The sequence below is a fragment of the Exiguobacterium sp. s89 genome, from assembly GCF_018617735.1.
Classification (GTDB): domain Bacteria; phylum Bacillota; class Bacilli; order Exiguobacteriales; family Exiguobacteriaceae; genus Exiguobacterium; species Exiguobacterium marinum.
Window position 1 is genome coordinate 200,577 of the sequence record NZ_JACSKS010000002.1, and the last position, 23,412, is coordinate 223,988.

Here is a 23,412-nt window from a genome sequence, read left to right on the forward strand (position 1 = left end):
AATATGAAGAAGCTAAGAAGTCAATGTGTTGCAAAACAGGTTCATCGACAAATAGAACTGGAAAAGGAAAAATGAGGAGTAGAATATTCCAGTTTCAGTGATGGGTGGACTTATGAAAAACATAGTGATCCTGTTGACGATTGTAAGTGCCCTAAGTAGTCAAATTCTTCCACAGATTTTGTTCTTATCCATCATGGCGGTCGAAGAAGGTGTCGGACGTCTCATTCCATTTTTAATATCGGATTGATTAGTCTGTACTGGTTCCGAATCAAAGCCAAGACATCACACGAATCATAATTTACTCTAGCTTTTTCATATCGCTTTTGTTTATAATGAGGAGTGATGTTTAACTAGTGACGGAAAAGGAGTGTCCTTTAATGAATAAATCGTTGATTGATTTCGTTTATGAACTTCTCCAAGAAACTGGCGAGCAGCCTGTTTCTTTTGATGAGATTCGCGAAAAAATCAAGCAAAATTATACGTTTGCGAGTGAAGAGGAAGAACTCGAGAAAATCGCACAACTTTACACCGATTTGAACATCGACGGGTTGTTCGTCAACTTAGGTGCAAACCGCTGGGCGCTTCGCGTATGGTATCCATTCGACAAGTCGGATGAAGATCTCGTCATCGAAGCACGTCAACGTGGTGAACTTGACGAATTCGAAGAAGAGTTCGAAGAGGCAGACGAAGGTATCGTCGACATCGAAGATGACTTGGATGTATTCGCAAAAGTTGAAGATTACGATTCAACTGAATTTGACGATGCGGGCGAACAAGAAAAAGTTGATGGCCTAGATGACTTCAAGGATGATGATTTGGACGACGACCTCGATCTCGAAGACGAGGATGATTTATAAGAGACCGCAAAAAGCCGGGCATTGGGCCCGGCTAGGCGTGTCTCTTTTTCTTTTTTAATGATTTTGAACAACATGAAAAAAAGAAAAAATAATATCTTGACGACTGTATCGTCTCTGGCGTAAATTAGTCATGGGCTAGTTTAGCACGTAACGATGCAGCAAAAGTGTCCTCCATTCACGGGGGCACTTTTGCTTTTTTTGTTTTTTCGTTTCCCGACGGTTGGTATTTAAGAGAGGAGAAAGAAACATGACAAAGTACATTTTCGTAACAGGCGGGGTAGTTTCTTCGCTCGGTAAAGGGATCACGGCAGCTTCACTCGCACGTCTACTCAAAAATCGTGGACTCAACGTGACGATTCAAAAGTTTGACCCATATATCAACATCGACCCAGGTACGATGAGCCCGTATCAACACGGAGAAGTATTCGTCACAGATGATGGCGCGGAGACTGACCTTGACCTCGGACACTATGAGCGTTTCATCGACATCAACTTGTCGCAAAACGCGAACGTCACATCAGGGCGCATTTATTCGACTGTCTTGAAGAAAGAGCGTCGTGGAGACTATAACGGCGGAACGGTTCAAGTCATTCCGCATATCACGAACGAAATCAAAGACCGTGTCTTCCGTGCGGGACGCGAAACGAACGCCGATGTCGTCATCACAGAAATCGGTGGAACAGTGGGGGATATCGAATCCCTTCCGTTCATCGAAGCGATTCGCCAAGTGAAAAATGATATCGGAAAAGAGAACGTCATGTACGTCCACTGTACACTCGTTCCTTACCTCCGCGCGGCAGGCGAAATGAAAACAAAACCGACACAACATAGCGTCAAAGAACTTCGCAGCTACGGGATTCAGCCAGACATCATCGTCCTCCGCACGGAGCATGATATTCCGGAAGACATGCGTGAGAAAATTGCGCTCTTCTGTGATACGCGTAAAGAAGCAGTCATCGAGGCGCAAGACGCATCGACGCTTTATGAAGTACCACTCAACCTTCAAAAACAAGGGATGGACCAACTCGTCAACGATTACTTCGGCTTCAACACACCGGCTGCGGATATGACGGCATGGAAAGAACTCGTTCACACGGTCACGCATCTTGAGAAGAAAGTGAAAATCGCACTCGTCGGAAAATATGTCGAATTGCGTGATGCCTATATCTCGGTCGCAGAATCGCTCAAGCATGCGGGTTATGCGTTCAATGCAGATATCGACATTGACTGGGTCAACGCAGAGGACGTGACGGCTGAAAACGTCTCGGACATCCTTGGTGATGCAGACGGTATCCTCGTCCCAGGTGGATTTGGTGAGCGTGGAATCGAAGGGAAAATCGAAGCGACACGTTTCGCACGTGAAAACAACGTTCCATTCTTCGGGATTTGTCTCGGGATGCAACTTGCGACGGTCGAGTTTGCCCGTAACGTCTTGAAGTTGGACGGTGCACATACGGCTGAAATCGACCCATCGACACCGTATCCGATTATCGACCTTCTTCCAGAGCAAAAAGACATCGAAGACCTTGGAGGTACACTCCGTCTCGGACTGTACCCATGTAAACTTGAAACAGGGACGAAAGCACACGCGGCATACGACCAAGAACTCGTATACGAACGTCACCGTCACCGTTATGAGTTCAATAACGAATACCGTGAAGCATTCGAAGCGGAAGGATTCAAGTTCTCAGGTACGAGCCCAGACGGTCGTCTCGTGGAAATCATTGAGATTCCAGAACACAAGTGGTTCGTGGCATCACAGTTCCACCCAGAGCTCATCTCACGTCCGGAACGCCCACAACGTCTATTCCATGATTTCATCCAAGCATCACTTGGAGAATAAGTGAATGAAAGCCACGATTCGAAATGAATCGTGGTCTTTTCTACATCAAAAGCATGAGGTGCAAGACGTCCTTGGCAGGATACATCACCTTCACTTTCTGGGTACACTAGAAGTAGAACGGGGAGAGGGTGATGGCTCATGAAAGAACGACATTCGATTTATCTTGGATATGGATTTGGACTTGTCGCGCTCAGTCTGTTGCCATTCGTCGTCTTACCTTCCCTCTTATTGCCGTACCAACTAGGGTGGACGGGCGTTGTCTTGCTCGCGCTCTCGGTCGGGCTACTTCGAGCGATACGCGACGGCTCGAACGTTATCTTGAAGCAGATGTGGAAAATCACATTTTCTCTTTTTTTAATCTTCGTGTTCGTCTATTACGTATCATTTGGACTCGTCTTATACGATACGTATGGACTGGATCGTCTATTAGAACAGTACGAGCGTCAGGCGGTTTGGGTGTTCGCGGCATTCAGCTTTCTACAGCCAATCGCCTTACCGGTCCCAGAAGCGGTCAGTGTGCCGATTGGGAGTGTCGCCCTCGGTCCATTTCGTGCCGCTCTGGTTGGGAGTATTGCGACCACGCTTGGTATCTTCGTCATGTATGGATTGGCACGATTCGGCCGAGAGCGAATCATCCGCTGGGTCGATGAGGAGAAGTTGAAGACGTACGATCGATATGTCGAGAAGTATGGCCTTGGCATCTTGCTCGTCTTGTTCATTATTCCGATTTTACCGGACGAGGTCATTTGTCTCGCCGCCGGGTTTAGCCGCGTGCCGTTCCCGCGTTTCGCGGGCATCGCGTTCGGCGCGAAACTCGTCACATCGTTCGGGCTTGCCTACTCTGTCTCCATCGGACAATTGTTTATGACTGATTCGAGTCCAATCGCCATCGCTTCCGTCATGGCGAGTTTGATCGTCTTAATCCTCGCGTTCATTTGGCGCAAACGAAAAAAAGGGGATTCGAACGGGACACACGAATAAGGTGAGGACTTTCATATGGATGAAAACAGGTACGAAGTCTATTTAAAGACTTCGTACCTGTTTTGTATGATTTTGTATATATTTGTCACCATATTGACGATTTCATTCGTAATGAGTTTGCTACAATCGAATCGATGAAATTAAATAGGAGAGAGCAAGAATGAAACGACACATGTTAGTTATTTTGATGTTATTGATTGGAATGGGTACATGGTATTACATCACCGGATCCGCCCCGACGATTAAAAAAGTTCCGACACCATCCTTTACTGGACAATACCCCGGGTTACATTTAACGGTAGAAAGTGAACAAGCAAAAGCATATACGACAGCAATCTCTCTTCCAAGAACAGATTATGAAGTGCTAAACGATGAGCTTGATGCGTTCATTTTAGAAAAGAAAGAAGCGTTTCAACACAACTTAACCCCTAATCACGGTCAAAAGGGTCACTTAAATATCCAGACCGATACATATCAAACGAATCAGACTGAATACACGCTAGTCGCCCATACTTATGCATTCACCGGTGGAGCGAATGGTCAAACTAACGTCGACGTATTTCGGTTGAACCTTTCGGACGGTACATTCATTGAATGGGATGATGTCTTACGTGATGATCAACATGCTTTAGAATGGTTTCAGAGTAGCGTCATCACACAATTGCAAAATCAAGAATACGTATTTGAAGATCAGTTACGTGAAGCGATTAAACACCCTAAATCGACGAAGTGGATACTGACATCCTCTGGTCTAGTTGTCATGTTTGATGAGTATGAAGTGGCAGCGGGAGCGGCGGGTGTGGTAGAAGTTCATATCCCGATGAAGGAAGTTGAGCCGTTTTTGTTATCCAAATTAAATGCGTCCGCTGCACAAGAAGAGGATTCTCCAATCATGAGTCCCTCAAATAAGCCGCTTGAACCCAATGGGAAATATGTTGCTCTGACGTTCGATGATGGACCACATCCGGTAGTCACACCTAACATTCTTGAGGCACTTGAGAAATACCAAGCGCGTGCTACGTTCTTTATGTTAGGGAGTCAGATGGAATTCTATCCTGATGTGGCGAAGCAAGTAGCGTTGTCAGGACATGAGCTAGCAAACCATACTGAACATCACCCGGATTTGACACAATTGTCTGAGAAGGGAATTGAAGTTGAACTCAAACAGGTTGATGAACGAATTGAGAGGCTGACAGGAGGACGTTCAGCATTAGTTCGTCCACCATACGGAGCAAAAAATGAAATGATTGAGCAAATTCTTAAGACAAGGGAGCAGACCCTTGCGTTGTGGACAGTCGATTCTCTTGATTGGAGTCATCGTAATGCCGATCAAATGTATCGCTTGATTATGGATAATGTCCATCCAAATGCTGTTGTACTGATGCACGATATTCATGAGTCTACAGCCGAGGGATTGCCGAAAGTTCTCGATGCGCTGAAACGTGAAGGATACACATTTGTGACGATGAGTGAGCTCTTGACTTTGGAATAGTAATTGAACCCACCGTGATAAACGGCGGGTTCATTTCTTTACTTCACTTTTTGATCTTTAATCGGGAACCACCCGGCACGAGTCGTGATCGCATTCCAAAGTGGAGCCGGGACAGCAAGTTCGGCTTGTTTATCCAAGTCGAGTTCTGTCTCGATGTCATCTTCACGGTCCGTCTTCACTTTTTCGAGCCATTCAGGGTCGATGATAAGTTCACGACCGAGCGCGGCGAAATCGACAACGTCGAGTGCATCTTCGACTTGAGCAGGACGTTGGAGTTGTCCGACTCCGATGAGTGGGATGGCACCATTGATGCGTTTGGCGATGCGGTCAATCGAACGTTCCATGACGTTTTCGTCACGCATAGAGGCTGTATTGAAGTTCCAAAGAGAAGCGTGAATATAATCCACACCTTCTTCTAAAATCATATCGAGCAACACATCCGTGTCGTCAAGTGTGATTCCTGGTTCTTCGATTTCTTCTGGTGAGAAGCGATAACCGACTAAGAAGTTCTCTGCATCTGCAGCCGCCTCTTTGACACGACGAATGACTTCGCGTGGGAACGTCAAACGTCCATGAACATCACCACCGAAGCGATCTTCACGGCGATTCGAATGCGGTGAGAAGAATTGTTGAATCAAGTATGTGTTCGCCCCATGAATCTCGACTCCGTCAAACCCAGCTTCGATGGCACGACGTGTCGCTTCGCCGAACGCCTCGATAATAGCTTCGACTTCTGATGTTTCGAGAGCGCGCGGTGTGACAGCGCCTTCTCGAACAGGTGCGACGGCACTTGCACTCACAGGTTGTTCGTTCGGGACGAGTTCAGGTGGTGACATACGCCCGGCGTGGAAAATTTGAAGGATGGCTTTTGCGCCTTCTGCTTTTAAACTTTCTGCCAATTGGCGGAGACCTGGGATGAATTTGTCGTCATTGGCCCCGAATGCGTTCGGGAACCCTTTCCCGTCTTCTGTTACGTAAGCACAAGCCGTGATGGCAAGCCCGACGCTTTGCGCCCGCTTCCGATAGTAAGCGAGCTCGTGCTCGGAAACTTCCCCGGTTGGTTCTGACGAATAATGTGTCATCGGAGCCAACACGAGGCGGTTCGGTAGTTCGACGCCATTTTTAAACTGAAAAGGTTGTAACATACGTTTCATCTGAAATCCTCCTTCAACATGGTACCTTGAAGTCTAAGCTTCTCAACTAAAAAATGCGAGTCGGATGCTTGTGAATCAACACATTACAGATTGATTAAGCGCAAGAGATGATTGAACTGAAAAGAATAGGGTATAATACAGGAGAAAAGTTGATATTCGGTTCGAGACAATAGAGAGACCATAACAGAAGGGGGAAGCCTTGTTTTTGTTGTGGTCTCTTTTTCTAGTCATCTCAATGAGCCGTATTTACTATAGGAGGGAATAAGATGGAAATCAAAAATTTCTCAGCGAAAGAACGATCAAAACGATATGAGCAACTGACAAATGAGCGTCATGATGTTCTTGTTGTCGGAGGCGGCATCACAGGTGCTGGGATTGCGCTTGATGCATCGTCACGTGGGATGAAGACGGCTGTGCTCGAAATGCAAGACTTTGCGGCGGGGACGTCAAGTCGTTCGACGAAACTTGTTCATGGGGGACTCCGCTATTTGAAACAATTTGAAGTGGCGCTTGTCGCAGAAGTCGGGAAAGAACGGGCCATCGTATATGAGAACGGCCCACACGTCACGACACCGGAGCAAATGCTCTTACCGATGCACAAGGGAGGCACGTTCGGTCCGTTCTCGACAGCAATTGGACTTATGGTGTATGACTTCCTCGCAGGAGTGAAGCGTGCAGAGCGTCGCATGATGCTTAAGCCAGATGAGGTCATCAAAAAAGCACCACTCGTGAAAAAAGATGATTTGGTCGGAGGCGGCTATTACGTAGAGTATCGGACGGATGATGCTCGAATGACAATTGAAGTGGCAAAAGAAGCGGCGAATCACGGTGCGCTTCTTATGAACTATGCAAAAGTAACTGGATTGATCTATGAGAACGGTAAAGTGGCCGGTGTACACGTCGAGGACCAGATTGACGGGTCGACGTATGACGTATATGCGAAGAAAGTCATCAATGCGACGGGCCCGTGGGTCGATGAATTACGAGAAGAGGATAACTCGAAGAAAGGGAAACAACTTCGCCTCACAAAAGGGATTCACTTGGTCATCGATCAATCGAAATTCCCGCTCAAACAAGCGATTTATTTCGATACACCAGACGGGCGGATGGTCTTCGCGATTCCGCGCGGAAATAAAGCATACGTCGGAACAACAGATACGTTCTTCGATAAAAACAAAGCGCATCCACGCATGACGACGGAAGACCGTGATTATATTTTAGAAGCCATTCACTATATGTTCCCTGACGTCAATGTCACGGCGGATGATGTAGAGTCGAGCTGGGCAGGTATTCGTCCGTTGATTTATGAGGAAGGAAAAGACCCTTCTGAAATTTCACGTAAAGATGAAATTTGGCAGTCAGACAGTGGCTTAATCACGATTGCCGGCGGTAAATTGACAGGGTATCGGAAGATGTCAGAAACGGTCGTCGACCTCGTCGCTAAATTATTGAAAGAAGAGGACGGTGTCGTCTATTTGGCGAGTCGGACGAAGCATATGCCAATGTCAGGTGGTCATGTCGGCGGGTCGAAAGGCTTCAACGATTTCCTCGAGAAGAAAACAAAGGAACTTCAAAATCATGGCTTAGACGCGACTCACGCGGAAGAACTCGTTCGTCTATACGGTTCGAATATTGACCGCGTTATTGAACGGATGGACTCCAATGCGTATGATCTTCCGGAAATTGTCTACGCGCAGTTAGTCTACGGGGTTGAAGAAGAGTCGGTCGTTCGGGCCATCGATTTCTTGATTCGCCGGACTGGGGCGATGTTCTTTGATATCGACTTTGTCCGTCAGTATAAAGACGGTGTGCTTCGATGCATGGCTGACGTCTTCAAATGGTCAGACGAACGCTTGAAAGAGGAACGTGAAGAGGTCGAGAAGGAGATTGAAATCGCAGTCGTTCCGGTGACAGTCGAATCCTAAAGTTTAACGTAGCGCCCGAGAGGTTCATTCTAAACAGGATGAACCTCTTTTTGTGGAATGGTTTCATGACTTCGGAATAACGGTATACCTACATAAGTAGTGATTCTTATATCGAAGGAGAATTTTTTTATGAAGCGAAATCTCATCGCCGTATTGTTGATCGGCGTTTTATTAGTGATTGGTTGGCGCTATGTCGACCCGAATCGTCTACTGGCGGACGTTTATTATGTCAAAGTACCTAATGCTGAAGTGGCGACAAAAGTCTCTGATGGTTATCGCTATGACCTGATTGGATACGATGTGGATGGGAAAAAGCGACCGTTAGCCATTACAAGCTCTTCACTACTCGCGGAAGGTGACTATCTGAAAGTGTTTGTGAAAGAAGAAGATGCGGAAGTGACCGATTATGAGCGGGTCAATCAGTTAGATGTGCCTGAGCAATTGAAAGAAGAACAGGAAGTGGACAGTTCCGAACCAGCGTTCCCTTGATTTCAAAAGATAGGCATCGCGAAAAAAAGATGAGTTTGGTATGGTTAAATTGTTTGATTATGGAAAACGATGAATGAAAGAAGGGACATGCATGTCACGGATGTTGATTGCGGATGACCAGGATGGTATTCGTACGATGCTCGCACAAGTGTTCACAAACATGGGTGTAGATGTGGACTCGGCACAAGACGGCATCAGCGCATGGGAATTTTTAGAGCGGGAACGATACGACCTAGTCTTGCTTGATATGAACATGCCTCGAATGCTTGGGCATGAAGTGTTGCGACGAATGCGCGAAGAGAAGTTGGAAACGCCTGTAATGATTATGACGGCGTTTGGAGAAGAAGCGGTGATTGAAGAAGTACGTCGACTTGGAATAATCGCGCAGTTCGAAAAACCGTTTGATATATACGGGATGATTGAAAAAGTGAAGGAAGTCTTGAAAATCTGACATTTCGTCACGAAGATGACATATGTAAACGCTTGCGCTGAGTCATTTCTATGCCCGAATAGCATAGGCACATGTTTTACGGTGTGTTATAATGGGAACGAATTGCACGGGGGTACTTTCCCTAAACGTGTATAATAGCGAACAGACAGGAGGATGTCATTATGCCATTAGTATCAATGACAGAAATGCTTAACAAAGCATTCGAAGGCAAGTATGCAGTCGGCCAATTCAACATTAACAACCTCGAGTGGACGCAAGCGATTCTTCGCGCTGCGGAAGACGAGAAATCACCAGTAATCCTCGGTGTATCAGAAGGTGCAGCGAAATACATGGGTGGCTTCACTACAGTTGTCAAAATGGTTGAAGGTCTCATGCACGACTACAGCATCACTGTTCCAGTTGCAATCCACCTTGACCACGGTTCTTCATTCGATAAGTGTAAAGCAGCGATCGACGCTGGCTTCACATCAGTCATGATCGACGGTTCACACCATCCGATCGACGAAAACGTCGAAATGACGAAGCAAGTTGTCGAGTACGCGCACGCTAAAGGTGCTTCTGTTGAGGCAGAAGTCGGTACAGTTGGCGGCGAAGAAGATGGCGTAGTCGGTGGTGTACAATACGCTGATCTTGATGAGTGCGTACGTGTCGTCAAAGAAGCGAAAGTGGATGCACTTGCTGCAGCACTCGGTTCTGTACACGGAGAATACGCAGGCGAGCCAAACCTCGGCTTCAAAGAGATGGAAGAAATCGCAGAAGCGACTCAAACTCCACTCGTTCTTCACGGTGGATCAGGAATTCCTGAGCACCAAATCAAAAAAGCAATCGAGCTCGGACACAGCAAGATTAACGTTAACACAGAGTGCCAACAAGAGTGGACTCGTGCCGTACGTGAGAAAGTTGCTGCTGATGCAAAAGTATATGACCCACGTAAAATCATCGGACCTGGTATTGAAGCGATCTACAACGTCGTTACTGGTAAGATGCGTGAGTTTGGTTCAAGCAACCAAGCATAATCCTGTTTGATCAAGTCGGTTCTCTATGAGGACCGACTTTTTATATTCTCTCTGTCGTCTCGTTCCGAATCTAACAAAGGGTGTAGTAATTCGCCAAGTCTTTCCTCATAATAGAGATTGTAAGCGATCACAACTTGAGGAGGACACACATATGCGTTTTTTTATTGACACAGCGAATGTGGAAGACATTAAAAAGGCCCATCAGATGGGCGTCATCGGAGGCGTGACGACGAATCCATCGCTCGTTGCCAAAGAAGGTGTCGATTTCCATACAAGACTTCGTGAAATCTGTGAGATCGTCGGGGATCTCTCGGTCAGCGCTGAAGTTATTGCACTCGATGCATCGGGTATGGTGGAAGAAGGAAAGGAACTTGCCGCTATTGCGCCGAATATTACAGTAAAAGTACCGATGACTTCAGCGGGAATGGAAGCAGTGAAACAGTTCAAAGAGCTCGGGATCAAAACGAACGTCACGCTCATCTTTAATGCGAATCAGGCGTTACTCGCAGCGCGTGCCGGAGCTTCGTATGTTTCTCCATTCATCGGACGATTAGATGATATCGGACAGGATGGACTCGATTTAGTCGAGACGATTGCGAACATCTTTGCGATTCATGGCATCGAGACAGAGATTATCGCGGCATCTGTACGTCACCCGATTCACGTGACGAAAGCCGCACTCCTTGGGGCTGACATTGCGACAGTACCATACAAAATCATCGAACAGATGATGAATCATCCGCTCACAGACAAAGGTATTGAGCAGTTCTTAGCGGATTGGAACAACGCTCAAGCCAAATAAGTCCGTCGTAGAAAGGTTTTGATCAGCGTGGAAATTCTCCATATCGTTGGGCAGCAAAAACTAGAAGGAACCGTCGAGATTAGCGGAGCGAAACAGAGCGCTCTTCCTTGCCTTGTGGCTGCACTTCTCACGGAAGAGTCGGTGACGATTGAAAACGTCCCGATGATTGAAGATGTAGAAGTGATGGTCAATCTGTTGACAGAGCTAGGAGTTCGAGTGGAGCGCGATGGCGAGCAGGTGACCATTCATTCGAATGAAGCGGTTGCGATGCCCCTTCTCGGTTCCGAGACGAGGAAAGTTCGTGCCGCTGTCTATTTACTTGGTGTCTTCGCCGCTCGTTTCGGAAAAGGAGCAGTTGGGCTACCTGGAGGATACGCGATTGGTCCACGACCGATTGATTTGCATGTGAAAGCACTAGAACGGCTCGGAATACACGTTGAGAATGAATCTGGTTTGTATCATGTCCGAGTCGAGGAACTCGTCGGGAATCGAATTTATTTGGATTTACGGTCATTTGGGGCAACTGTAAGCGCGATGCTTGCTGCGGTCTTAGCGAAAGGGACAACGGTCATTGAAAATGCAGCCTGTGACCCTGAAGTCGTTGATTTAGCGACGATGTTGACATCGATGGGGGCACATGTGAGCGGAGCAGGGACAGATGAGATTCGCATCAAAGGGGTTGAACGGCTACACGGATGTACACATACATTGATTCCAGATCGCCTCGAGGCAGGAACATTCATGATGTTCGGTGCCGTATCTGGTAGTGTGACCGTACAATCAATCATTCCAACACATCTTGAGGGTGTCATACAAAAACTATTGGATTTTGGTGCAAATGTGGAAGTCGGTGAGGAGTCAATCACCGTTACCGCCAATGAATTTGTGCCGACGGATATTCGTGTGTTTCATTATGCGGGGTATCCGAGTGATTTGCAGCCAATCATGTCAGCGGCTTTGTTGAAAGCGGACGGCACGAGCATTGTCACAGATAAATTGTATGCCCAGCGCTTCCGACATATTGCGGAGATGCGTCGAATGAATGCACAAATCACACTTGAAGACGCGTCGGCTGTGATTCGTGGGGGAAACCAACTTGCGAACGCAGAGATGGAGTGTACAGACGCAAGGAGTGCTGCGGCACTTGTCTTATCGGCACTTCAAGCATCAGGAGAATCCACATTACTGCATGCAGAACGATTAAATGATTCATATGTCGACTTCGTCGGCAAATTAAAACAACTCGGTGCGCTCGTTTGGCTAGAAGAACACACTGAGGCATAAAGGGGAGATTTCGGGTGGAAAGAAGTTTATCGATGGAACTGGTTCGGGTGACAGAAGCAGCGGCACTTGCTTCAGCCCGTTGGATGGGACGAGGTTTGAAGGTCGAGGCAGATGATGCAGCGACAACAGCCATGCGAGATGTCTTTGATACGATTCCGATGAAGGGGATTGTCGTCATCGGGGAAGGTGAAATGGACGAAGCGCCGATGCTCTATATCGGAGAAAAGGTCGGGAATGGTTATGGTTCGCGTCTTGATGTCGCAGTCGATCCTTTAGAAGGCACGAACATCGTCTCCACAGGGACGTGGGGGGCGCTCGCAGTCCTCGCGGTTGCGGATGCGGGAGATCTACTTCATGCACCGGACATGTATATGGATAAAATCGCGGTTGGACCGGAAGCTGCAGGTCTCGTCAGCCTCGACAACTCGATTGAAGAAAATATTGAGATTGTGGCAAAAGCGAAGAAGAAAAACGTGGAAGATGTCGTCGTGACGATTTTGCATCGGGATCGACACGAAGAAATCATCCAACGCGTTCGGACGACTGGGGCGCGAATTAAACTGATTCCAGACGGGGATGTCGCCGCAGCCATCAATACGGCTTTCGCGAAAACAGGTGTCGACTTGTTACTTGGTTCAGGTGGGGCACCGGAAGGCGTCATTGCAGCGGTCGCGATGAAATGTTTAGGAGGAGACTTCCAAGGACGTTTGCTTCCAGAAGACGAAGCTCAAAAACAGCGTTGTCATGACATGGGCATCGAAGACACGGATCGAATCCTACTCCTAAATGATTTAGTGAAAGGTGAAGATTGTATCTTTGCGGCGACTGGTGTCACGGACGGTGAATTGTTGCGTGGGGTACAATTCACATCACAAGGTGGACAGACACATTCAGTTGTTATGCGTGCGAAGTCTGGTACGGTGCGTTTTGTTGAAGGGAACCACTCTCTCAAGAAAAAACCAAAAATGGTCATGAAGCCAGAATAACGCGAAGTCGTGGACGTGCAAACGTCCGCGGCTTTTTTTGTGATGAAACATCTAAAAACGGGAATGGATAGTGAGGAGGTGGGTGTGGTGATTGAAGTAGAAGGGCTCGTGAAAACATATAAAGATGTTCCCGCAGTAGATCATGTTTCATTTTCTGTAAACGAAGGAGAAATCTTTGCGTTCTTAGGGCCGAACGGTGCCGGAAAGTCGACGATGGTGCAGATGTTGACGACGCTTGTTCGTCCAACGTCAGGATCTGCTCGGGTCAATGGATTTGATATCGTCAAACAAGAAAAAGATGTTCGACTTTCCATAGGAGTCGCTTTACAGGAGACAGGCATTGACAAAGTGTTGACCGGGCGTGAACTGCTCGTCTTACAAGGTCGTTTATTCAATATGTCGAATGAAGAGGCACGACGTCGTGCAGATGAGTTGTTAAAAGTCGTGTCTTTGACGGATGCCGCAGATCGACGAAGTGGTACGTATTCCGGAGGGATGCGGCGACGTCTCGATTTGGCACTCACGCTCGTTCATCGACCGACGGTGTTGTTTTTAGATGAACCGACGACAGGTCTCGACCCGGCAAGTCGAATCGAGATATGGAACGAAGTAAGACGATTGAACCAAGAGTTTGGAACGACAATATTTTTAACGACTCAGTACTTAGAGGAAGCCGATGAATTGGCTGACCGAATCGCCATCATCAATCACGGTCAAATCGTCAGTGAAGGGACGGCTGATGAGTTGAAGCAACTTGTCGGTGATGAGACAATCGCAATGGACTTTTCAAGCGAATCGGATGCAGCAGCAGCTGCGACGTTATTTGATACAACTGCGGATGGGGCACATGTGTCTTTCGAGTTGCGCGACGTCACGTTGACTGAGATTGTTCGTGCGTTAGATGAACAGCGACTTCAACCTGAACGTCTGACCGTGAAACAACCGTCGCTCGATGACGTCTTTTTAAAGGTAACGGGAGAGTCGTATGAAGGGGGCGAGATTCATGTGGACTGAGACATGGTTATTCACAAAGCGGAGTTTATTGACGACGATTCGAAATCCGTTTTCATTTATTCCGAACTTGATTATTTCTGTATTTTTTTTACTCGTCTATACGAGTGGTTTATCGAGTGTGGCCTCTCTTCCACAATTCGAGGGAAGTGATTATTTGAACTTCATCTTGCCGGTATCGATTGTTTCGGGTGCAGTCGGTGGGGCAGGCGGGACGGGGCAAGCGCTCGTTCGTGATATCGAAAGCGGTTATTTCGCAAGGCTACTGTTAACGCCTGCGACTCGGACGGCCATCGTGCTCGGACCAATGATTGCTGGCATGTTGCAACTGTTCGTCCAAACATTACTTATCTTTGCTGTCGCTTTTCTACTTGGTCTCACGATTCCTGTCGGGGCAGTTGGATTCTTTTTCACGGTACTACTCGCCATTGGGTTTGGACTTGGGTTCGCCGGGTATTCTGTCGGTGTTGCACTGAAGACGAGGAATGCGCAAGCAGCACAGGCCGGTACACTTTTGTTCTTCCCACTCATCTTCTTATCGACCACGTTCGTTCCGAAAGAGTTGATTGAAGCGGAATGGCTGAAAGTGGCCGCCACATTCAATCCAACGACGTATATTTTCGAAGGGATGCGGGCGGTTCTGACTCAACCTGAGATTGATTGGGGTGCCTTGTCAGCAGGACTTGCGGTCGCTGGCACGATGAGTGTACTCATGATTGTCTTTGCAGCAACAAATGCGAGAGGGGCGCTGAAACAAAAATAAGGGAGGAGTTAGATGGAACAGCTATCGACAATCATCCGTATTGTTTTGACTGGGGTTGGGGCGTATATCTCAATCATTCTGATGTTGCGTGTTTCCGGAAAAAGAACGTTGGCAAAAATGAATGCGTTCGATTTTATCGTGACGGTTGCATTAGGATCAATCTTAGCGACGACCTTGACGAGTCAACAAACTTCTTTAATCGCTGGGTTGACCGCGTTTGGCACACTGGTCGCCTTACAATATATATTGGCGAAATTGTCGAAGCGTTATTCAACAGTGAACAAAATGATTAAATCAGAGCCGACTTTACTGTTCTATAGAGGGGACTATCTACACGAGTATTTAAAAAGGGAGCGAATATTAGAAATGGAAGTCGTTCAGGCGATTCGTGCAAGTGGGACTCCTGTTGATCAAGTCGAAGCGGTCGTATTAGAGACGGATGGGACGTTCTCAGTGCTGAAAGATTCGCAATATTTGATGGAACATGTGAAAATATAAAAAACGACTCGGTTCCGATGAACCGAGTCGTGTTACTGTTGTATTAGAGATATGATCCAGCGCCAACGTAACGCGGTGCCCAATATCCAGAAGTGAAGCTCGCGTACTTGACGCCACCTGTTTCTGAGTTGATCATTTTTGTTTTGCTAAGAGCCATTCCAACGTGATGGATCGTACCGCCTGAATGAGAGAAGAAGACGAGATCTCCTGCTTGAATCGATGACTTCGAAATTTTCTTCGCGCTTGAGTATTGCTGACGTGAAGAACGTGGAAGTGTTTTCCCGATTGCTTTTTTGTAAACATATCCTGTGTAACCAGAGCAGTCAAATCCAGAAGTTGATGTTCCACCGTAACGGTAAGGTTTACCTAAATATTTTTTTGACTCAGCGACGAGTTTTGAACGTTTGCTAGATGATGATGTTGAAACCGTTTTTGAAGTTGATGTCGATGTTCTAGGTTTCAAGTAAGAATATTTTGAAGAGGCTGAGATATAACGATGTTTGCCTTTATAATTGATTTTATAGAACGAACCGGATTTACCAAGGTATGTATAGCGTTGACCTTTATCCATTTTCGCAACAACTTTCGATGACGTAAGTGACGGGGCAGTACGGATGTTCAAACCGTTAACTTTCGAGTAGGCAAAAGTTCCTGTAGCGGCTTCTGCTTGTTCTCCTGTTGAGAACATGAGACCCGAGAAAGCAACAGTGGCAGCGACGACGATAGATGCAATACGCTTTAACATTGTATAAATCCCTCCGTTTTTTAAAATCAATATGTGGCTATATGACAGAATCGAGTAATATTATTAGGTAGAGCACAAGTTGCGAGATATACCCGGTTTCCTGTGCAAATAAACTATATCATGCGCAAGACCGATAGCATTTTTCAATCACAAGTCAAAAAAGCGTTTTCTTGTAATGGAAATGAAACAATATGTGGATATAGCACTTATTTTGTTACAAAACTATCATTTACTGTGTAAGGATTTGTACAAGAGGGAAACGGTTGAACAAAAGGTGATTTTTGCACAGTGACGGCACGGACAAAATATGGTTAGATGATGGCAGAACATAAATGAAAAGTTTGCATAAACTCGAATACTTCTTGTAATGAAATGTAGAAAGATAGGTGACTTGAATGAGTCAACAGACAGAACCGGCAAAGAATTATACGCTTCGTGAACTAGAAACGAAGACGTTAAAAGAACTATATGAGATCGCCAAAGAAGTGAAAGTACCAAATTTTCGAGAAGCACGGAAACGTGAACTCACGTTTCGTATCTTGAAGTCACAGGCAGAATCAAAAGATTTGTATTTCCTCGAAGGTATTTTAGAAATCATACCACCGAACCCACAGTCCCAAAATGACGGCGGTTTCGGATTCCTCCGACCAATCAATTACTCCCAATCTTCCGAAGACATTTACATCGCCGCCTCACAAATCCGTCGCTTTAATCTTCGAAACGGAGATCTTGTCACGGGGAAAGTCCGTAAGCCGAAAGAGAATGAACGCTTTCAAGGGTTGTTGAGTGTAGAAGCGGTCAATGGTGAGTCGACGGACTCGACACGTTCGCGTGATTATTTCCCGGCGCTGACACCGATTTATCCTGAACAGCAAATGGCGCTCGAGACGGAACCGAAGCATCTTTCCGTTCGCGTCATGGATATGATTGCACCAGTTGGGTTCGGACAACGTGGTTTGATTGTGGCGCCACCAAAAGCCGGTAAAACCTCACTCTTAAAGGAAATTGCGAATTCAATCACGACGAACCATCCGAACGTCGAACTGATTATTCTCTTGATTGATGAACGACCAGAGGAAGTGACTGACATCCAACGGTCGGTACCGGGTGCGGACGTAGCGTTCTCGACATTTGATGAGACACCGGAAAACCATGCACGAATCTCGGAACTCGTACTTGAACGGGCGATGCGTCTCGTTGAACATAAGAAAAACGTGGTCATTTTACTCGACTCCATCACTCGTCTCACTCGTGCGTATAACCTTTCTGTCCCGCCGAGTGGGCGGACACTATCTGGGGGGATTGATCCGGCGGCTTTCCATAAACCGAAAAAATTCTTCGGCGCAGCTCGAAATATCGAAGATGGAGGAAGTTTGACGATTCTTGCCACGGCACTCGTTGAGACCGGTTCACGAATGGATGACGTCATCTATGAAGAATTCAAAGGGACTGGGAACATGGAACTTCATCTAGACCGGAAACTAGCTGAACGTCGCATCTTCCCGGCGATTGATATTCGTCGATCGGGTACACGGAAAGAAGAGTTGTTGCTTGGGAAGGACGAACTTGATTCACTATGGACGATTCGTCGCACGATGAACGAGTCTCCAGACTTCGTTGAACAGTTCTTACGTCGCGTTCGTGAGACAAAAACGAACCTCGATTTTTTCGCTGCGCTTGAGGCAGATAAGAAAAAAAGACGACCAGTGAAAAAAACGAAATCAGACTTGTAAATCCTATAGTTGGGTGATATTATATTCTAGTGAACTTTCTCTAGGTTGAAAGAATACTTAGGGCCGAAGGAGTTGAAAAGCAATGAAACAAGGAATCCACCCAGAATACCGTAAAGTCGTATTCATGGACTCGACGACAGAATTCAAATTCATCACTGGTTCAACTCGTTACTCTAACGAGACAATCACGATGGAAAATGGAAACGAGTACCCACTCATCCGTGTCGATGTATCTTCTGATTCGCACCCGTTCTACACAGGTCGCCAGAAATTCGCATCTGCAGATGGTCGTATCGAGCGCTTCAACAAGAAATACCAACGTTAATCGTAAAGTTGTATGCTCACCGCCTAGGGATTGCCCTTGGCGGTTTTTTGTTACAATAACGCGGGTAAAGAGACGAAAGAATGTCATGAGGGGGCCTTTATGGAATTTATACTCATCAGTATCAGCTTGTTAATCGGAGTCGGTATCATGTCACAATGGTTGGCATGGCGCTATCAAATCCCAGCAATCATCATTATGACACTCGCCGGAGTATTGGCAGGTCCGATTCTTGGCCTGTTCGACCCACGTGAATTATTAGGGGATCTATATAGTCCTATCATATCGTTTGCGGTTGCCATTATCTTATTTGAAGGAAGTCTCGGGCTTCATTTCAGCGAAATCAATCAGTTCCGTCGGTCGATTGTGCGAATCGTTACAGTCGGGGTTGCCTTGTCGTTTGTCGGGTCGTCGCTACTCATCCAATATGTCGGTGGGTTGCATTGGGTGGTCGCGTGGACGATGGGTGCGCTCTTCGTCGTGACGGGACCGACCGTCGTTATTCCGTTATTGCGCCAAGCGCATTTGAAAGATCGGGTCGGTGCGATTCTGAAGTGGGAAGGAATTATCGTGGATCCTGTCGGTGCGCTACTTGGTCTCTTCGTCGTACGACTTGGCTACATCGTATATGAAGGAATGGATTTATGGATGCAACTCCTCTTTGCAGGTGCTTGTATCGTAGGGATTGGACTCGGTTACTTGTTTGGTCATCTCTTGATGGGGTGGTTTGTCGCTGAAAAAGTGCCGCGTTACCTTCGTGCCTCGGTCACATTGACGGCCGTCCTCGTCTTATTCTCACTGAGTGAGCTTATGATGCACGAAGTCGGGCTTCTTGCCGTGACGGCAATGGGGATGACGATGGCCAACACGAAGCATCGGGATGAAGAAATTATTGAAGAACTGCAATCATTTAAAGAAGATATTTCGATCTTGCTCATCTCATCTGTATTCATTTTATTGACGGCATCGCTGTCCCGAGAGGAACTATTGAATATTTTCCAATGGCCACTTCTATTGACGATTGCCGGCATCCTTTTCTTAGTACGTCCGGTAGCAATTTATTTTTCCACGATCGGTGGGGGCTTACCGCTTGCGGAACGAGGGTTTATCGGTTGGATTGCACCACGTGGTATCGTGGCGATGACGGTTGCTGGATTCTTTGCCGAAGAGGTCGCGCATCTTGGGATTGAAGATGCGAAGCAAATGTTACCGCTCACCCTCGGACTCGTCTTCATTTCCGTAACGTTGCACGGTCTCACGATTCGACCGCTCGCACGCAAATTGAAATTAATTGATGAGCAAAAAGAAGCGAATGCCGACGAATAAAGGACTTGTCCACGGCTAATGGGAATTGAGAGAAGTCAACCCTTTTCCTCAACTCGAAAGATAGGTATAATCGGAAAGCGATTATCGATGGAGAGGGCGAAGAATAATGATGCATGTGACGAACCGATATGGTTGGATTGAAGTGATTTGTGGGAGTATGTTTTCAGGGAAGTCGGAGGAATTGATTCGCCGTGTCCGCCGCGCTCACTATGGAAAGATTCCGGTCCAAGTGTTCAAACCAGCAATCGACGACCGGTATCATGAAGAGAACGTCGTCTCACACATGGGCAACTCGGTCGTGGCAGTACCTGTCGCATCGAGCCAGGACTTATACGATGCCGTACGTGAAGAAACACAAGTCATCGCGATTGATGAGGTGCAATTCTTTGATGAAGGCATCGTTGATGTCATCGAACAGCTCGCGAACGAGGACAAACGCGTTATTTGTGCAGGGCTCGATATGGACTTTCGTGGTGAACCGTTCACGATGATGCCTGAACTGTTGTCCCGTGCCGAGTTTGTGACGAAACTGCAGGCGATCTGCCTGTCTTGCGGGGCACCTGCTTCGCGGACACAGCGTTTGATTGACGGGAAACCGGCTCGTTATGAAGATCCGGTCATCTTAGTCGGAGCTTCAGAATCGTATGAGCCGAGGTGCCGTCATTGTCATGATGTGCCGAATAAACCACGTCCGGTCCGCCATACGGTGGTAGACTGATGAATCGACGGACCGCCCTCGGCGGTCCGTTTTTTTGCTATAATAGATAGAGTTTGATTTGACGGAGAAAGGACGGATCATCATGTTTGACCGTTTAAGTGTATTAGAAGATCGTTATATGCAATTGAATGAGATGCTCGCCGACCCTGAGGTGCTCAGTGATTCGACAAAGTTGAGACAATATTCGAAAGAGCAAGCACAGTTAGAAGAGACGGTACAGATGTATCGGCAGTATAAGGGTAAGAGTGAGGCCTTCAAGGAAGCGAAGTCGATGCTCGAAGACCGGACGCTCGATGCCGAGATGCGTGAACTTGCAAAAGAAGAGATGCAGCTTTTAGAACCGGAAGTAAAAGAGTTAGAAGCGAAGTTACGGATTTTGTTACTTCCAAAAGACCCGAACGATGACAAAAACGTTATCGTCGAAGTCCGAGGTGCGGCAGGTGGAGACGAAGCGGCCCTTTTCGCAGGAGATCTTTATAAGATGTACACACGATTCGCTGAACGTCAAAATTGGAAAGTTGAATTGATCGATGCAAACTATACCGAACTCGGCGGATTTAAAGAAGTCACGTTCATGATCAATGGGGCTGGTGCCTACTCAAAACTTAAGTTTGAGAATGGGGCACATCGTGTGCAACGGGTCCCGTCTACGGAATCGGGTGGACGAATCCATACGTCTACGGCAACGGTCGCTGTCTTACCTGAAGCGGAAGATGTCGAGGTCCATATCGATATGAAAGATGTGCGTGTCGATACGTTCACCTCGTCCGGTCCAGGTGGACAGTCAGTCAACACGACACAGTCTGCCGTTCGTTTGACACACATCCCATCAGGCCTCGTCGTGTCTTGTCAGGATGAGAAGTCGCAACATAAAAATAAAGACAAGGCGATGAAGGTCCTTCGGGCACGCCTGTATGACAAGATGCAGAGCGAGCATATGGAAGAACTGTCGGCACAGCGGAAATCCGCTGTCGGGACAGGTGACCGCTCAGAGCGGATTCGCACATATAACTTCCCGCAAAGTCGTGTCACAGACCATCGCATCGGTTTAACGCTCCAAAAGTTAGACCGTGTGTTAGCGGGTGAACTAGAAGACATCATCGACGCACTCATCATGGATGAACAGGCACGTCTCATGGAGGATGCAGAATGATGCGTGTCGCCGCGCTACTCAAACAGACAGAAAAACGGCTTTCAGAAGCCGGGCGCGACCGCGCGGCTGCCGAGTGGTGGCTCATGCACGTGCTTCGCGTTGATCGGACTGGTCTCCTCGTCCGCTTGTCGGATGAACTGTCGGAAGATGAGGCGACACGATTTGAGGAAGGCGTTGAGCGTATGTTGACCGGGGAACCGGTGCAACATGTGATTGGACGAGCGCCATTTTACGGGCGTTCTTTCGAAGTGAATCGCGACGTCTTGATTCCGAGACCGGAAACAGAAGAATTGATTGACTGGGTGCTCGGTCAAATTCGTCACGTAACGGACGATGAAATCGTGGATGTCGGGACGGGGAGTGGAGCGATTGCGATCACGCTTAGTTTAGAACTCGGTATCCGGGTACACACGGTCGATATTTCTCCGGAAGCGATAGTGGTCGCGAAACGAAATGCGGAAGCGCTCGGTGCGAATGTTCGTTTTTATGAAGGAGACGGGCTCGCTCCAATCGCCGATCGGTCAATTCGTATTCTCGTCTCGAATCCGCCTTATATCGAAGCGGAAGTGCTGTTAGATGAGACCGTTGTCGCCTACGAGCCGCATCTAGCCCTCTTTGGAGGCGCGGACGGACTTGATATGTATCGTCAACTCATTTCGGAATCAGTGCGCGTCTTACGTGCCGATTGGCAATTGATTGCGTTTGAAATCGGGTATAACCAAGGACAAGATGTGAAATCATTGTTGTCTGAACGTTATCCTGAAGCAGAAACGGGTATTTTAAAAGATATAAACGGTAAGGACCGTATCGTCTATGCCGTAAGGGAAGGGATTGCGTATGGAAACGAAATGGATTAAATCGAATGAGGTTGAAGAGGGGGTACGTCTTCTTCAAGCGGGTGAAATCATCGCCATGCCGACAGAAACCGTTTATGGTCTCGCGGGGGACGCCATGAATGATATGGCGATTCGCAAGATTTTTGAGGCGAAAGGTCGTCCGTCGGATAACCCACTCATCGTCCATATTGCTTCAATCGAACAAGCGAAAATGTTCGTCGATTCGATCCCTCCCGTTGCCAAACGCTTAATGGATGTGTTTTGGCCAGGCGCTTTGACAATCATCTTGCCTTCAAACGGCCGAGCCTCTTCGCTCGTGACCGCGGGCCTCGATTCCATCGGATTACGGATGCCGAACCATTCGGCAGCACTTGAATTGATTCGTGAGTCGGGTTTAGGACTTGCGGCTCCAAGTGCGAATCGTTCTGGGCGCCCCTCGCCGACCACCGCTCAACATGTGGCTGATGATTTGGCCGGGCGAATCGCAGGGATTGTTGATGGGGGTTCAACTGGAATCGGTGTCGAGTCAACCGTCATCGATTGTACGGGTGACATGGTGACGATTTTACGACCTGGTGGTGTGACGCGAGAAGAAATCGAAGCCGTCATTGGATCGGTCGCTTTAGATGCCAACTTAAGTGACGAAGAAGCCGCACCAAAGTCACCGGGAATGAAATATACGCATTATGCCCCGACAGCGCCCGTCTTTTTGGTCGATGGCACACGTGAAGATTTAGAGCGTGTCATCGAAGAGCGTCAGCGAGTGGGGCGGCGTATCGGTGCACTCGTATTTGATGAAGAGCCGACATTGGCAGAAGTTACCTTTTCTCTCGGTACCTCGATGGAAGTGGCGGCGCAACGTTTATACGATGCCCTTCGTCGATTTGATGAGACAGATGTCGAAGAGATTTATGTGAACAAGATTGAACCGGTCGGGGTCGCGTTAGCCGTCTATAACCGCTTATACAAAGCGTCCGGAGGGAAGGTCGTGCAACCGACGAAAGATGCCTAAAGACATAGAGGAGGA

The 23,412-nt window shown here is 47.4% G+C and carries 24 protein-coding genes; 22 read left to right on the forward strand and 2 right to left on the reverse strand.

What is annotated here, in order from left to right; all coding sequences use genetic code 11:
- Positions 1 to 112: 112 nt before the first annotated feature.
- The 5 genes from KNO96_RS14415 to KNO96_RS07055 all read left to right on the forward strand — a co-directional run bounded on the left by KNO96_RS14415 (position 113) and on the right by KNO96_RS07055 (position 5,173).
- Positions 113 to 247: a hypothetical protein gene (locus tag KNO96_RS14415; protein ID WP_285800475.1), complete on the forward strand. Its 135-nt coding sequence runs from the start codon at positions 113 to 115 to the stop codon at positions 245 to 247.
- A 130-nt stretch (positions 248 to 377) separates the two neighbouring features.
- Entirely contained in the window at positions 378 to 857 is a 480-nt protein-coding gene (rpoE, locus tag KNO96_RS07040; protein WP_026825056.1) for a DNA-directed RNA polymerase subunit delta, read from the forward strand.
- A gap of 247 nt (positions 858 to 1,104) precedes the next feature.
- A complete protein-coding gene (locus tag KNO96_RS07045) occupies positions 1,105 to 2,700 on the forward strand; it encodes a CTP synthase (RefSeq protein WP_214703153.1) in 1,596 nt (531 codons plus the stop codon).
- 138 nt (positions 2,701 to 2,838) lie between these two features.
- Positions 2,839 to 3,681, forward strand: a complete 843-nt coding sequence (locus tag KNO96_RS07050) for a TVP38/TMEM64 family protein (RefSeq protein WP_026825058.1) — start codon at positions 2,839 to 2,841, stop codon at positions 3,679 to 3,681.
- 160 nt (positions 3,682 to 3,841) lie between these two features.
- On the forward strand, positions 3,842 to 5,173 hold the full coding sequence (locus KNO96_RS07055; RefSeq protein WP_214703154.1) for a polysaccharide deacetylase family protein: 1,332 nt from the start codon (positions 3,842 to 3,844) through the stop codon (positions 5,171 to 5,173).
- 38 nt (positions 5,174 to 5,211) lie between these two features.
- Here the strand turns inward: KNO96_RS07055 and KNO96_RS07060 are convergent, their stop codons facing one another.
- Positions 5,212 to 6,327 carry an NADH-dependent flavin oxidoreductase gene (locus tag KNO96_RS07060; RefSeq protein ID WP_214703155.1) on the reverse strand — a complete coding sequence of 372 codons (1,116 nt, stop codon included), beginning with the start codon at positions 6,325 to 6,327 and terminating at the stop codon, positions 5,212 to 5,214.
- Between the two features lie 266 nt (positions 6,328 to 6,593).
- On the opposite strand from KNO96_RS07060, the gene KNO96_RS07065 reads away from it, so the two are divergent.
- The 10 genes from KNO96_RS07065 to KNO96_RS07110 all read left to right on the forward strand — a co-directional run bounded on the left by KNO96_RS07065 (position 6,594) and on the right by KNO96_RS07110 (position 15,552).
- Positions 6,594 to 8,252 (forward strand): glycerol-3-phosphate dehydrogenase/oxidase, encoded by a 1,659-nt coding sequence (locus KNO96_RS07065; protein ID WP_214703156.1) that lies wholly within the window; start codon positions 6,594 to 6,596, stop codon positions 8,250 to 8,252.
- 129 nt (positions 8,253 to 8,381) lie between these two features.
- A complete protein-coding gene (locus KNO96_RS07070; protein WP_214703157.1) occupies positions 8,382 to 8,741 on the forward strand; it encodes a YxeA family protein in 360 nt (119 codons plus the stop codon).
- A gap of 91 nt (positions 8,742 to 8,832) precedes the next feature.
- Complete coding sequence (locus tag KNO96_RS07075) at positions 8,833 to 9,192, forward strand: response regulator (protein ID WP_026825063.1); 360 nt, start codon at positions 8,833 to 8,835, stop codon at positions 9,190 to 9,192.
- A gap of 161 nt (positions 9,193 to 9,353) precedes the next feature.
- Positions 9,354 to 10,208 (forward strand): class II fructose-1,6-bisphosphate aldolase, encoded by an 855-nt coding sequence (gene fba / locus KNO96_RS07080; protein WP_026825064.1) that lies wholly within the window; start codon positions 9,354 to 9,356, stop codon positions 10,206 to 10,208.
- A 151-nt stretch (positions 10,209 to 10,359) separates the two neighbouring features.
- Positions 10,360 to 11,010, forward strand: a complete 651-nt coding sequence (fsa, locus tag KNO96_RS07085) for a fructose-6-phosphate aldolase (protein WP_214703158.1) — start codon at positions 10,360 to 10,362, stop codon at positions 11,008 to 11,010.
- A gap of 27 nt (positions 11,011 to 11,037) precedes the next feature.
- Positions 11,038 to 12,294 carry a UDP-N-acetylglucosamine 1-carboxyvinyltransferase gene (murA, locus tag KNO96_RS07090; protein ID WP_026825066.1) on the forward strand — a complete coding sequence of 419 codons (1,257 nt, stop codon included), beginning with the start codon at positions 11,038 to 11,040 and terminating at the stop codon, positions 12,292 to 12,294.
- A gap of 14 nt (positions 12,295 to 12,308) precedes the next feature.
- Positions 12,309 to 13,280, forward strand: a complete 972-nt coding sequence (glpX, locus tag KNO96_RS07095; RefSeq protein ID WP_026825067.1) for a class II fructose-bisphosphatase — start codon at positions 12,309 to 12,311, stop codon at positions 13,278 to 13,280.
- An 87-nt stretch (positions 13,281 to 13,367) separates the two neighbouring features.
- A complete protein-coding gene (locus KNO96_RS07100) occupies positions 13,368 to 14,294 on the forward strand; it encodes an ATP-binding cassette domain-containing protein (protein WP_214703159.1) in 927 nt (308 codons plus the stop codon).
- Positions 14,284 to 15,054 (forward strand): ABC transporter permease, encoded by a 771-nt coding sequence (locus KNO96_RS07105; protein ID WP_214700188.1) that lies wholly within the window; start codon positions 14,284 to 14,286, stop codon positions 15,052 to 15,054. Before KNO96_RS07100 ends, KNO96_RS07105 begins: the two co-directional genes overlap by 11 nt.
- Positions 15,055 to 15,066: 12 nt before the next feature.
- A complete protein-coding gene (locus tag KNO96_RS07110; RefSeq protein ID WP_214703160.1) occupies positions 15,067 to 15,552 on the forward strand; it encodes a DUF421 domain-containing protein in 486 nt (161 codons plus the stop codon).
- A gap of 43 nt (positions 15,553 to 15,595) precedes the next feature.
- Here KNO96_RS07110 and KNO96_RS07115 read toward each other — a convergent pair whose 3' ends face one another.
- A complete protein-coding gene (locus tag KNO96_RS07115) occupies positions 15,596 to 16,297 on the reverse strand; it encodes a C40 family peptidase (RefSeq protein ID WP_026825071.1) in 702 nt (233 codons plus the stop codon).
- Between the two features lie 395 nt (positions 16,298 to 16,692).
- On the opposite strand from KNO96_RS07115, the gene rho reads away from it, so the two are divergent.
- The 7 genes from rho (at position 16,693) to KNO96_RS07150 (ending at position 23,397) form a co-directional block, all read left to right on the forward strand.
- Positions 16,693 to 18,030 carry a transcription termination factor Rho gene (gene rho, locus KNO96_RS07120; RefSeq protein WP_026825072.1) on the forward strand — a complete coding sequence of 446 codons (1,338 nt, stop codon included), beginning with the start codon at positions 16,693 to 16,695 and terminating at the stop codon, positions 18,028 to 18,030.
- A gap of 82 nt (positions 18,031 to 18,112) precedes the next feature.
- Positions 18,113 to 18,355 carry a type B 50S ribosomal protein L31 gene (locus tag KNO96_RS07125; RefSeq protein ID WP_214703161.1) on the forward strand — a complete coding sequence of 81 codons (243 nt, stop codon included), beginning with the start codon at positions 18,113 to 18,115 and terminating at the stop codon, positions 18,353 to 18,355.
- Between the two features lie 99 nt (positions 18,356 to 18,454).
- Positions 18,455 to 19,678 carry a cation:proton antiporter gene (locus tag KNO96_RS07130; protein ID WP_034770839.1) on the forward strand — a complete coding sequence of 408 codons (1,224 nt, stop codon included), beginning with the start codon at positions 18,455 to 18,457 and terminating at the stop codon, positions 19,676 to 19,678.
- 106 nt (positions 19,679 to 19,784) lie between these two features.
- On the forward strand, positions 19,785 to 20,396 hold the full coding sequence (locus tag KNO96_RS07135) for a thymidine kinase (protein ID WP_026825073.1): 612 nt from the start codon (positions 19,785 to 19,787) through the stop codon (positions 20,394 to 20,396).
- Positions 20,397 to 20,478: 82 nt separating this feature from the next.
- Complete coding sequence (gene prfA, locus KNO96_RS07140) at positions 20,479 to 21,549, forward strand: peptide chain release factor 1 (RefSeq protein ID WP_026825074.1); 1,071 nt, start codon at positions 20,479 to 20,481, stop codon at positions 21,547 to 21,549.
- On the forward strand, positions 21,549 to 22,406 hold the full coding sequence (gene prmC / locus KNO96_RS07145) for a peptide chain release factor N(5)-glutamine methyltransferase (RefSeq protein ID WP_214703505.1): 858 nt from the start codon (positions 21,549 to 21,551) through the stop codon (positions 22,404 to 22,406). The genes prfA and prmC overlap by 1 nt, the downstream gene beginning before the upstream one ends.
- On the forward strand, positions 22,387 to 23,397 hold the full coding sequence (locus KNO96_RS07150) for an L-threonylcarbamoyladenylate synthase (protein WP_214703162.1): 1,011 nt from the start codon (positions 22,387 to 22,389) through the stop codon (positions 23,395 to 23,397). The genes prmC and KNO96_RS07150 overlap by 20 nt, the downstream gene beginning before the upstream one ends.
- Positions 23,398 to 23,412: the final 15 nt, after the last annotated feature.